We start from the raw sequence: 11,898 nt of genomic DNA on the forward strand, positions 1-11,898 counted from the left end.
GTTCGCCACAAGTCCTACCGTCATCGGGCGCGAGACTCTCGACGTCCTGCGCGCAACGCCCGGACGCTCCGTGTTCGCGGCCACGAGGCGATGCTTGCCGGATGGAGCGAAGAACGCTGATGCAAACCTCTTGCTCGCCTTCGCCAGCGCAACCAGAAGACGCCTGCTTTTCCTGACAGTCGACTGGCGTCGACGTTGGTTGTCACGACAACGACCGGCCCCGGCAGGCATTGCGGACGGACCCGACACAATTCTGCCTGCCCCCGAGCATGCGCCCTGTCAAATTTTCTGGACAAATGTTGACATGCGATGTGAGGCACGATAGTACAGCGTCAACAAGAACGCGCAGGGAACGTGCGTTTCCTGGAGTTTTGCGTTGAAGGGTACGCCAATGTCACCGAATCTGAAGTCTGTGGCCCTCGCGGTCGGGCTGCTGGCCGGCGGGTGCGCCGGCGCCGAGGCAAGCGTGATCGGCTCCCAGGGCTTCGCCGATATCGGGACGACCCTGGCCGACGGCTTGCCGGACGGCGACATCAATACCGCCACGTCGTTCACGATCGGAGAGCTGATTACGAACCAATCGAACGACGGCGTTCTGACGGGAATGCCTATGCAGGATTTCGGCGCCGTTTCCTTCTCAACGACGTCGGGAACCAGCCTGACATTCGGCAACGCCGTTTTCGGCACGTTCCAGAGCACGTCGATCTCCGCAGGAGCGGCGGATCCCGACATCGTCTATTACACGGCCGACGGCGTCTGGACGCCCGGCTCCCAGGGCGGCGTGACCGACATGCGCCTGGCGAGTTTTGCGTTTTCGCTCACCCGCACCGTGAGCGCGAACGCGGGCTCGCTGTCCTGGTCGGGAACCTTCGCCGTTACCGACATTGCTGTTCCGGAGCCCTCGACCTGGGCAATGATGCTCGCCGGCCTTGTCGGCCTCGGGATCGCCGGTTCCGTCTCGCGGAAGCGGACCGCCGTCGCCGCGTAACGGTCTCCGTCAGCAGCAGGTCGGGACCGGTCGCAGGCGTCCCATGCGGGCGTCGCCGTGGTTGTCGCCGCAGTCAGCCCGGTCGGTGATCGCGTCCGCAGCGCTGCCGGGGCTCTGGCCCGGCGACAAGAATTCGTCGTAAACAATTGAAAAGGCTTACCCTTCCCCAGCCTCCGCCGGGGAAGGGCGCGCCATTACGCGGGCGCGGTCCTGTTACCGCCGCCGCTCCCAGCCGCGGCGCGACGCCTCCGAATGACCTTCGGGGTCGCCGGACCAGCCGCCGTGTCCACGGGACGAGCCGCGATCGCTATCCTCGTCGTGCCGGCCGCCGCCGCGGCTGTGGCTCTCCTCGCCGCGGCCGGAAGCGCGGCGCTCGTCCGACTCGTAGCGGGCGGCGCGCTCGCGATAGCGGCCGTCGTCGTCGTCACGGCGCTGCGAGCGATGCCCTTCCTCCCAGCCGCGGCGCGCGGCCTCGGAATGGCCCTCGGAATCGCCGCGCCAGCCGCTGCGACCGTGGTCTGAGTTTTCCCAACCGCGGCGCGAGGCTTCGGAATGGCCCTCGCGATCGCCGTACCAGCCGCTGCGGCCGTGGTCTGAGTTTTCCCAACCGCGGCGCGACGCTTCGGAATGGGCCTCGCGGTCGCCGAACCAGCCGCTGCGACCGTGGTCTGAGTTTTCCCAACCGCGGCGCGACGCTTCGGAATGGCCTTCGCGATCGCCGAACCAGCCGCCGCGGCTGCGGTCCTGGCCGCTCTGGCCGCGCTCGCGCGAACCGTAGCGCTCGTCCTCGTCGGAGTCCCGCTGCGAGGACATGCGGCGGCTCCCGCCGTTGTCATCCTCGTACCGGCCGTGCGAGCGGCGGTCGTCGTCGCTGACGAAGCGGCCGCTTTCATCCCGCTGCGGCATGCCGCCACGATGGTCGCCGCCCTGACCGCGCTCGCGCGAGCCGTACCGCTCCTCGTCGGAGTCCCGCTGCGACGACATGGAGCGGCCGCGGCCGTTGTCGTCCTCGCGCCGGCCGTACGAGCGACGGTCGTCGTCGCTGACGAAGCGGCCGCCTTCATCTCGCTGCGGCGTGCCGCTGCTGCGATAGCCTCCGCCGCGCCCCTGGTCCCGATCGTCCTCGGGCAGGAACCGACCTTGCTCGTCGCGGTCGCGGCCGCCGCCCTGTGAAGAATATCTCGGCATAGTACGCTCCCGTTCGCTCTGCTGGCGCTCCTCGTGAACGGAGAGGCGCCGTGGCGCCAGCAATTGGATTGCCTCTCCGATGGACGTGTCGTCGAGCCGCGCGAACTGCTGTTTCGCCCGTTCGTAGCGTCGTTCGATCTGCTGCAAGGGCAGGCGGCCAGAGGCGAGCGCCGCTTCGACCGCCTCGCGGACGCCGGCTTCCGCTCGCCGCCCGGCCTGCGCCAGGGCCGAGTACTGTTCGGCCAGCGCCTCGAGCGCGGCCTTCTCGCCGCCCCGCGGACCCCGGTCGAGCAGATTGGCGAGCAGCAGATTCAAAAGGTCCTTGCGGATCTCGATCTCCGTGATCGCCTCCGCCGCCTCGCCGTGGCCGCCGGCGCTGAAAAGCACCTCCCGCTCGACGAGCGTGTGCGGAAGCCAGGCCGCGGCGAATTCCTTCGCGATCGCCAGCGGTTCCGCGGACGCACCGCTGCGCTTGTCGAGGATCGCCCGCAGCGCCTTGTGCTGGGTCGTCATCCGCTCGGCATAAGCGGCAAACGACGCCTCTCCCGGCGACGCGGTCTTCGCGCCGTCAGTTGCTTCCTTGCCGTTGTTCGCGTCCTTGCCGTCCCTGGCGCCCTCGACGCCCTTGCTTTCGCCAGAGGGCTCGGCGGGGCTGGCCGAGGTCGTCTCGGTCGCCCCGGACGACTCCGTTTTCCCTGCTGCGGACGTTGCTCTTTCCGATTCGCCTGAAGACTTGTCGCCCGGTCTCGCCATGCGCGCGCTCCTCGATGGATGTCGCGCTTCCAACGTCGGCTGCCGCGGGCTGTTCCCAGGAAATTGCAATTCCGGTCGCGTCGGGGCCTTGCCGGGGGTCAATACGCGGCGATCCGGCCCAATTCGGCGGCCGGCGCGGCGAAACGGGGCCGCTTTCCATCCAGCGGGCAGGACGCGGTCGCTGACCGCGTCCGCCGCGATCCGCGGCTACAGGGGCGCGGGGGCGCGGAACGACAGCAGCGAATCCGTCGGGAAGTCGTACAATTTGCCCGTTTCCGTCCAATCGGGCGAGCAGATCTCGACGATCTTCGGCGCGAGGTCGTGGGGCGGGCGCAGGGTCTGGGGATCCTCGCCCGGCATCGCCTTGGCGCGCATCAGCGTGCGCAGCGGCCCGGGATTGACGAGCATGACGCGGACGTTCGAGGTGTTGAGGGTCTCGGCGGCGTAGGTTCGCGCGATTGCATCGAGCGCCGCCTTGGACATGGCGTAGGGGCCCCAATAGGCGCGCAGGTCGGCGCGCGACGCGACGCCCGAGGTGATGAACGCCGCCCGTCCCGCGGCCGAGGCGCGCAGCAGCGGATCGAGCGACCGGATCAGGCGCCAGTTGGCGGTGACGTTGACGGCGAGAACGTCGTCCCACTCCTTCGGATCGACATGGTGCAGAGGCGAAAGGGTCCCGAGCACGCCGGCGTTGCCGACCAGCGCGTCGAGCCGGCCCCAGCGGCGGTAGAGCGCCTCGCCGAGGCGGTCGAGCGCGGCATGATCGCGCAGGTCGAGCGGAACCAGCGTCGCCGGGCTGTCGTCGTCGGGACGGAGCGCGCGGATCTCGTCGTCCAGGTCCTCGAGCGCGCCCTGGGTGCGGGCGAGCGCGACGACATGGGCGCCTGCGCGCGCGAACGCGAGCGCAGCCGCCCGGCCGATGCCGCGCGACGCGCCGGTCACCAGCACGATGCGGGATTTCTCTTGCTGCGACGGCGCGTTCATCGACACTCCTTATGGCCTTTGGTAAGGTCTGCGACGGGCAGGCGCGCCTAGGATGAGGGCGCGCCCGCATCGGGCTGGGGCGGGGGGATCGACGAGGCGGGCGCCTTGCCGTACCGGTTGCCGGCCGCGCGGTTTATGGACTTGCCGGTGTCGAAAGGAAAGTCCAAGGACAAGTGTGAGAATGGCGCCGGGCCTCGAGGGCCCGAGCCGCGTAACGGGGGCTGGCCGCCGCATCGGCGCCATGGTTTTGAGGCTCGAGATGTCAAACCCAAGAACCGGCCGCGAGCCGGGAAAGACCGTGACCCGCGCCGACCTGTCCGAAATCGTCTACCAGCGCGTCGGGCTGTCGCGCACCGAGTCGGCCGAACTGGTTCAGTCGGTGCTGGACGAGATCTGCGATGCGGCAGTGCGGGGAGAGACGGTGAAGCTCAGCGGGTTCGGCTCGTTCGTCGTCCGCTCGAAGGGCGAGCGCATCGGGCGTAATCCCAAGACCGGCGTGGAGGTGCCGATCCTCCCGCGCCGGGTGATGGTGTTCAAGCCGTCGAACGTCCTGAAGGCCAAGATCAACGGCAAGGCCGACGACGACGCTCGCGATTAGGCGCGTCTGGCGTTCGGTCGCTGGGCGGACGATAGTAGCCGGACGGGCAAGGACGATTCGGCCTGCTCCAACCGCTGTCCGCGAGCGACGAGATGGAGAAGAGCCCAGAGGCCTTTCGAACGATCAGCGAAGTCGCCGACACCATCGACCTGCCGCAGCACGTGCTGCGGTTCTGGGAGACGCGATTTCCGCAGATCCGCCCGCTGAAGCGCGCCGGGGGCCGGCGCTATTACCGGCCCGACGACGTCGAGCGGCTCCGCCTGATCAAGCGCCTGCTGTACGACGAGGGCTATACGATCAAGGGCGTCCAGAAACTGTTCAAGGAGCAGGGCGTGCAGGCTTTGACCAGCGCAACCACGGAGCCGCGCCTCCTGTCCCAGCCGTCCGAACCGGCCGCGCGGGCGCAGGCCGCGCGCGAGCCGGATCCGGGGCTCGCGGCGGGTCCGCGGCCGGACCCGGCGGCCCCGCCGGAATCCGTGGCGCCGCCAGTCGCGACGCGGGCCTTCGATCCCGGCGAGATCGCGGCGCTCCGGGGGGCGCTGGCCGAGATCGTCGAGGCGGCCCGCGCCCTGCGACTCGCGCGATCGGGACAAGCCGGGGACCAGACCGGCTAAGAACGGATTGCCAGCGGCGGCGAGCCTGCCTATAAGAGCAGCCGTCGGGGCGTAGCGCAGCCCGGTTAGCGCACCTGTCTGGGGGACAGGGGGTCGGAGGTTCGAGTCCTCTCGCCCCGACCATTTCTCTCCTGAAGGATCAGCGGCTTGGGCGGCTGGCTTCAAGAGAATGTTCTCGCGACAGTTTCGATGGTTCGACCCATCCTCGACCCCGTCGTATCGATTCCGTCGATTGCGATCCCCGGGGAATGAGAGAGCGTCGGCGCCGGGCCCGCTGAAACATACTGGCAAGGTTGGCCGCGCGCAGAGGACCGCGAGCGGCTTTTCACGGCGCGTCAGCCGTTATCGTCCTTCGGCGGAATAGCCGCGGCGCCGGCCGGCGCCGGTCGCGGCGTGCTGTTCGCCGGCTCGGGCCCCCGATTGAAGCGGATGAGCGCGCCCAGGTACTGCCTTGCCCCGGGGCTGTCGGCGAGAAGAATGACACCCGGGGCGACGATGATCCAGAGCCAAAGCAGCATTCTCATTCTCCTTCAGGTTCGATCCGCCAGCGGGCGGTCGTGGAAAGAAAACGCGCCGGCGCGAAGGAAAGTTCCTCTGCGCCGCGGACGGGAGTCCCCGCCAGCCTCGCGTGATCTGCGACCAAACGACGCCGCGGCGCGCCGCCGGCCTGGACGGCGAATCGCCCGACTGGCCGCATCGGCCAAAACAGTTTAGGTATCCGCCCGCGCGCCTCGCGCAGTCGCCGCCGGAGGGGGCAATCGCTATGAGAGTCGTCCTGATGATCGCCGCGCTGCTCCTGCTGGCGACGGCGGCCGCCGCCCCGGCGATCGACCTCGAGCCGGTCCGCCAGCAACTGGCGCAATGGGGGCTCGCCGACCTCGCGCCGGTGCGGCAATATTTGCCGCAGGCCACGCTGGGGCTGGCCGCGCTGGTCTTCCTCATGTCGGTGGTCGCGCTGTTCCCGCGCCGGACCCCGGCCGCGCCCGCCGCCGAACCCGCGCCGACCGCGCCGGAACCGCCGCGGGCGAGCGTCGAGGCCGAGATCGTGCACTTCCTCGCGATGTTGCAGGAGAAGGGCCGGCTGGTCGATTTCCTGATGGACGACATCAACGCCTACGGCGACGCCCAGGTCGGGGCGGCGTCCCGGGTCGTTCACGCCGGATGCAAGGATGTGCTCACGGAGCATTTCTCGATCCGGCCCGTCCGCTCCGAGGCGGAGGGATCGAAGGTTCAGGTGCCGCCCGGCTATTCGGCCGACGAATACCGGCTGGTCGGCAAGATCGCGGGGTCGGCGCCGTTCTCCGGCGTGCTCGTCCACCGCGGCTGGAAGACCGACACGGTGAAGCTGCCGCTGCTGCTGCGCGGCCCCGACGACCCGCTGCCCGCGATCGCGCCGGCGGAGGTGGAAGTGAAATGAAGGGTTCGCCGGCGCGCCGCCGCGGCGCGCCGGCCGTTGCGGCCCAACCCCTGCGAGGACTCCATCGATGACCGCTCGCTTCAGTCTCGGGATCGACCTCGGCACCAGCAACAGCGCCATGGCGCTGACCGAACTCGACGCCGACCGACCGGAGATCGTGCCGGTGTTGCAGGTCCTGGCCCCGGCCGAACTCGGCGAAAAGCCGACCATGGCCTCGGCGCTCTACTTGCCGCATCCCGAGGAATTCCGGCCGGACGCGTTCGCGCTGCCGTGGGGGCAGGGCGAAGCGTTGCGGATCGTCGGCCAGTTCGCCCGCGATCACGGCGCGCTCGTCCCCGATCGCCTGGTGACGTCGGCCAAGTCGTGGCTGTCCAACCCGCACATCGATCCGAGGCAGCGCACGCTGCCGTGGAAGTCCGAGAGCGCGGAAGACAAGCTGTCGCCGTTCGAGTGCTCGCGCCTCTATCTCGAACACCTCAAGGGCGCCTTCCTCCACGCGGCGCGGGCGAGCGGGCGGGACTGGGACATCGGCGACGGCCAGATCGTCGTGACGGTGCCTGCTTCGTTCGACGACGTCGCGCGCAATCTGACGGCGGAAGCGGCCGAGGCCGCCGGGCTCGGTCAGGTTACGCTGCTCGAGGAGCCGCAGGCGGCGTTCTACGCCTGGGCCGCGCGGGCCGGGCGGCAATGGCGCGACGCGGTCGCGCCGGGCGACGTGATCCTGGTCTGCGACGTCGGCGGCGGCACCGCCGATTTCAGCCTGATCGCCGTCACCGACGTCGACGGCGCCCTCGAACTCGAACGCATCAGCGTCGGTGAGCACATCCTGCTCGGCGGCGACAACATGGATCTGGCGCTCGCCTACGCCCTGCGGGCGGGCCTCGAGGCGGAAGGCAAGGCGCTCGACGGCTGGCAGTTCCTCGCGCTGGTCCACGCCGCGGCGCGGGCGAAGATCGCCCTGTTCGAGGATGCGGCGCTCAGCGAGGCGCCGATCGCGATTCCCTCGCGCGGCGCGAGCCTGTTCGCCAAGACGATCTCGACCGCGCTTCCGCGCGCGCTGCTGTCGCAGATCGTGATCGACGGGTTCTTCGCCATGACGACGCTCGACGACCTGCCGCAGGAGGGGCGGCGCGCCGGGCTTCAGGAATTCGGGCTGCCCTACGCGTCCGATCCGGTGATCAGCAAGCATCTGGCGCGCTTCCTCGGCCGCAGCCTGCAGAACGTGCGCGCGAGCGACAAGCTCGCGGCGCTGGTCGGACCGCGCGCCTCCGGGACGGCGCTGCTGCCGACCGCGGTGCTGTTCAACGGCGGCGTGTTCAAGGCCGAGCCGATCCGCGCCCGGGTGCTGGAGCTGCTGGCGTCGTGGAACGGCGGCGCCCCGGTCCGGGCGCTCGAAGGCTTCGAGCCCGATCTCGCGGTGGCGCAAGGGGCGGCCGTCTACGGCCGGCGCCGCGCCACGGGGCAGGGCATGCGCATCAAGGCGGGCGCCGCGCGCTCGTACTATGTCGGGCTGGAGACGTCGATGCCGGCCATTCCCGGCTTCCGGCCGCCGGTCAAGGCGCTGTGCGTGGTGCCGCAGGGCATGCAGGAGGGGACCGAGCAGCTGATCGAGGGCCGCACCTTCGGCCTGGTGACGGGGGAAACCGCCGAGTTCCGCTTCTTCTCGTCGGCGGTGCGCAGCGGCGACGCGCCGGGCGAAATCCTGCCCGACGCCGAGCGCGAGCTGGAGGAGACGGCGTTGCTGGAAGTCGAGCTTCCGGCGCTCGCCGACGTTCCGGCGGGGCAGGTGGTCCCGGTGCGGATCGAGGCGATCGTCACCGAACTCGGAACGCTCGAACTCTGGATGAAGCACGCGAACTCGGACCGCAAGTGGAAGATCGAGTTTCAGGTGCGCACGCAGTAGACTGAGCCTCGCGCTCGAGACACGGCGTCGCTATAGGCGCGGTCGCCGGCCAGGCATTATTACACCGGCGGGCGCGGTGCGCCTCCTCCCCCCTTGTGGGGGAGGAACGAGGAGGGGGGTCGGGCCATGCCTATCCGTTGGGCGCGCAAGGGAACTTCCCAAGCTCGGCGTGACCCCCCACCCTGTCCCGCCCCCACAAGAGCCTGCGCCCGGGCGCGCGCAAGCGCGACCCGGGTGGGGGCCGGGACGTCGCTCGCCGCTCGGAGTTTGGCCGGCAAAGAGATGTGTGCATCCCTCGGGCAGCTGACTGCGCGGCCACGCTCCATGCGGCGCTGGCGCTCGCGCTCGAACGAACCCGGTTGACGAAAAGCCATGGCGGCCCGGTTTTCCATCGGCATCGATCTCGGCACGACGAATTCGGCGCTCGCCTTCGTCGCGCTCGACGGCGACGCGCGTCCCGAGGCGCTGCTCGTCCCGCAGCTGGAAACCCCGGTTTCGCTCGGCGAGGCGACGACGCTGCCGTCGTTTCTCTATCTGCCCGAGGACGCGGGCGATGCGGCCACCCCGGGCGCGGACTTCGACACCGACGAATGGATCGTCGGCCGCCTCGCCCGCCGCCGCGCTGGGGAAACGCCTGGACGGGTGGCGCGATCGGCGAAGTCGTGGCTCTGCCACCATTCGGCCGACCGGACCGCGCCGATCCTGCCCTGGGGATCGGAAGACCTGAGCCCCTCGCAAAAAATCTCGCCGGTCGGCGCCTCCGCGCTCGTGCTGGCGCATCTGCGCGCCGCCTGGAACAGCCGCTTCGCGCGCCAGGGCTTTCCGTTCGACGCGCAGGACATCGCCATCACCGTGCCCGCCTCGTTCGACGCCGCCGCGCAGCGCCTGACGCTGGACGCGGCGCAGGAGGCCGGCTTTCCGCCGGCCCTGCGGCTGCTCGAGGAGCCGCAGGCGGCCTTCTACTGCTGGCTCGAAGCCCACGACGCCGGCGGGGCGCCCTGGGGGGACGCGAGCGCCGCCGAACCGCGCCACATCCTGATCGTCGACATCGGCGGCGGCACCTCGGACTTCAGCCTGTTCGAGACCCGCGCGGGCGCGGCGGGCGCCACGCCCGAGATCAAGCGGGTCGCCGTCAGCGACCACATCCTGCTCGGCGGCGACAACATGGATCTGGCGCTCGCGGCGCTGGTCGAGCCGCGGCTGGCGGCGGGACGCGGCGGCCTGTCCGGCCCGCAATGGGATCATCTCGTCGCCTCGTGCCGCGACATCAAGGAGCTGGCGCTCGCCGGCGACGGTTCGGCGCCGGAGCATTACGTGGTGGCGCTGCCGGGCAGGGGCTCCGGCCTGATCGGCGGCGCGCAGGCGACGACGGTCCAGCGCGACGAGGTCGAGCGCATGGCGTTGGACGGCTTCTTCCCGGAATGCGACGCGCGCGCAAAGCCCTGGCGGACGCAATCGGGCTTACGCGACTGGGGGCTCCCCTACGCCGCCGACAGCGCGATCACCCGCCACCTCGCCGATTTTCTGGCGGATCGCCCGCGCGTCGACGCCGTGCTGTTCAACGGCGGCGCGCTGCACGCCGGCGTCTTGCGCCAGCGGCTCCTCGACCAGATCGCGGCCTGGCAGGAGGGCGTCCGCCCGGTCGAACTGTTCAACGCCGAGCCCGACCTCGCGGTCGCGCGCGGCGCCGCCCGGTTCGGCAAGCTCCTGCACGCGCGCTCCGGCCGGATCGCGGCGGGGGCGGCGCGAGCGGTGTTTCTCGCCGCCGAGACGGCGGCTGCGGGCGAGCGGCCGGCGCTGATCTGCGTTCTGCCCCTCGGCGCAGCGGCCGAGCAGGGCTTCGCCATCGACCTGCCCGGCCTCGAGCTCCGGACCGGCCGGCCGGTCAGTTTTCAGGCCTGGTCCTCGACCCGCCACGGCGACAGCCGGCCGGGCGACGTCGTCCCCTGGGACCCGGACGCCTTCCAGGCGCTGCCGGAGCTTCAGACGCGCGTCGAAACGGGGCAGGGCGCCGACGCCGGGCCGGAGCGGACCGTCCCGGTCCGGCTGGCGGCGAAGATCAACGCGCTCGGCCTCCTGCAGATCGCCTGCGTGGGTACGGACCCGCGCGCCCCCGGTTCGTGGCCGCTGGAATTCAACCTGCGCGCCCACGAGACCGGCGGGCGCGGCGCGAGGGCCGCCGAGGCGGTCGCGCCGAACGCTACGCCCGAGGCGCAGCAGGCCGTGCGGGAGCAGATCGCCGCCCTGTTCGCCCCGCCGCCGCCGAAGGCCGGGCCGAAGCCGGGGGGCAAGGCGGGCGGCAGGCCGGGGGCGAAAATGTCCGGCTTCAGGCCCGTCGACAAGTCCGCCGGCCCGAGCGCCAATGCGGCGCTGAAGACGATGGAGCGCGTGGTCGGCGCGCCGCGGCACGAATGGAACGCGGCGCTGCTGCGCGGCCTGTGGCCGGCCCTCGACGATGCGACCGCCGGCCGCAAGCATTCCGTCGAGCATGAGGAGGCCTGGCTCGGTCTCGCCGGATTCCTGCTGCGCCCGGGGTTCGGCTATCCCGGCGACGCTGAGCGCATGGACGCGCTGTGGCGCCTGCGGGAGACGGGGCTCGCCTTTCCCGGCAAGCGCAGCAAGGTGCAGGAGGCGATCCTGTGGCGGCGCGTCGCCGGCGGCCTGACGGCGGAGCGGCAGGACCTGTTGCTGGCGGCCGACCTCGCGACGCTCGCCGCCGGCAAGGCGTCGCCGGAACTGGTCCGCCTCGCGGGCTCGCTCGAACGCCTGCCGCGCGAGACTAAGACGGAGCTGATCGAGCTTTTCCTTGCGCAGGCGATCCGGCTGATCGAGGGCCGGCAGCATTGCGCGCCGCACCTGTCCGCGCTGGGCCTGCTGCTCAACCGGACGCCGCTCTACGCGGGACCGGAGAGCGTGGTCGCGCCCGAGCTCGTCGAACGCGCCTTCGCCGCGCTGCAGCCGTTCGACTGGTCGGCCGGCGACCTGACCGAGTGCTGCACGTTGTTCCTGAGGGCCGCGCGAGTCGTGGACGATCGAAACCTGGACGTCCCGAGGGGAATGCGCGACCGGATCGCTCGCAAGCTCGAAGGCGCGGGCGTCACGCCGTTGCGCGCCGCCACGATCCGGGCGTTCACGCCCGGACGCGCCGACCGCGCGGCGCTGTACGGCGAGCCGCTTCCGCCCGGCCTGGTGCTCGGCGGCGACCTCGGCTGACCTGGCGTTCCGTCAAGAAAAAACCCGCGTCGGAGCGCCTCTCCAGCGACATGTCTGGCGGGCGCTCCGACGCGAACCGGACACAGAGAGGAGCGGGGAGGAAACACTCGACTCGGTCTCGATTGGCATCAATTGGAATGGCGGGTATAGACAGGAGTAAACTTGTGTGCTCGTCGTTGGTTCCCCGCCGACAAAGCTGTCTTCTCACATACGACGCAGTTAGGCAATGCGACAAAGTGA

The 11,898-nt window shown here is 70.6% G+C and carries 9 protein-coding genes and 1 tRNA gene; 7 read left to right on the forward strand and 3 right to left on the reverse strand.

The genetic code is table 11. From position 1 onward, the window contains the following. Positions 1-391 precede the first annotated feature (391 nt). Positions 392-988: a PEP-CTERM sorting domain-containing protein gene (locus DFR50_RS04885; protein WP_113888081.1), complete on the forward strand. Its 597-nt coding sequence runs from the start codon at positions 392-394 to the stop codon at positions 986-988. 213 nt (positions 989-1,201) lie between these two features. Here DFR50_RS04885 and DFR50_RS04890 read toward each other — a convergent pair whose 3' ends face one another. Then, positions 1,202-2,929 (reverse strand): hypothetical protein, encoded by a 1,728-nt coding sequence (locus tag DFR50_RS04890; protein WP_113888082.1) that lies wholly within the window; start codon positions 2,927-2,929, stop codon positions 1,202-1,204. A 207-nt stretch (positions 2,930-3,136) separates the two neighbouring features. Next, a complete protein-coding gene (locus DFR50_RS04895) occupies positions 3,137-3,913 on the reverse strand; it encodes an SDR family NAD(P)-dependent oxidoreductase (RefSeq protein WP_113888083.1) in 777 nt (258 codons plus the stop codon). Positions 3,914-4,172: 259 nt separating this feature from the next. On the opposite strand from DFR50_RS04895, the gene DFR50_RS04900 reads away from it, so the two are divergent. The 3 genes from DFR50_RS04900 to DFR50_RS04910 all read left to right on the forward strand — a co-directional run bounded on the left by DFR50_RS04900 (position 4,173) and on the right by DFR50_RS04910 (position 5,248). Further along, positions 4,173-4,511 (forward strand): integration host factor subunit alpha, encoded by a 339-nt coding sequence (locus tag DFR50_RS04900; protein WP_113888169.1) that lies wholly within the window; start codon positions 4,173-4,175, stop codon positions 4,509-4,511. A gap of 92 nt (positions 4,512-4,603) precedes the next feature. After that, a complete protein-coding gene (locus DFR50_RS04905) occupies positions 4,604-5,125 on the forward strand; it encodes a MerR family transcriptional regulator (protein WP_113888084.1) in 522 nt (173 codons plus the stop codon). A 45-nt stretch (positions 5,126-5,170) separates the two neighbouring features. Next, a tRNA-Pro gene (locus DFR50_RS04910) sits at positions 5,171-5,248 on the forward strand. A gap of 212 nt (positions 5,249-5,460) precedes the next feature. Here the strand turns inward: DFR50_RS04910 and DFR50_RS04915 are convergent. Then, positions 5,461-5,643, reverse strand: coding sequence for a hypothetical protein (locus DFR50_RS04915; protein ID WP_113888085.1), 183 nt, complete (start codon positions 5,641-5,643; stop codon positions 5,461-5,463). Between the two features lie 245 nt (positions 5,644-5,888). Here DFR50_RS04915 and DFR50_RS04920 point away from each other — a divergent pair, with 245 nt between their 5' ends. The 3 genes from DFR50_RS04920 to DFR50_RS04930 all read left to right on the forward strand — a co-directional run bounded on the left by DFR50_RS04920 (position 5,889) and on the right by DFR50_RS04930 (position 11,658). Continuing rightward, on the forward strand, positions 5,889-6,542 hold the full coding sequence (locus tag DFR50_RS04920) for a DUF2760 domain-containing protein (protein WP_210208810.1): 654 nt from the start codon (positions 5,889-5,891) through the stop codon (positions 6,540-6,542). A 67-nt stretch (positions 6,543-6,609) separates the two neighbouring features. Beyond that, positions 6,610-8,445 carry an Hsp70 family protein gene (locus DFR50_RS04925; RefSeq protein WP_113888086.1) on the forward strand — a complete coding sequence of 612 codons (1,836 nt, stop codon included), beginning with the start codon at positions 6,610-6,612 and terminating at the stop codon, positions 8,443-8,445. Positions 8,446-8,817: 372 nt separating this feature from the next. Beyond that, a complete protein-coding gene (locus DFR50_RS04930) occupies positions 8,818-11,658 on the forward strand; it encodes a hsp70 family protein (protein ID WP_113888087.1) in 2,841 nt (946 codons plus the stop codon). The last annotated feature ends 240 nt before the right edge of the window (positions 11,659-11,898 follow it).

Source organism: Roseiarcus fermentans (assembly GCF_003315135.1).
GTDB classification, from domain to species: domain Bacteria; phylum Pseudomonadota; class Alphaproteobacteria; order Rhizobiales; family Beijerinckiaceae; genus Roseiarcus; species Roseiarcus fermentans.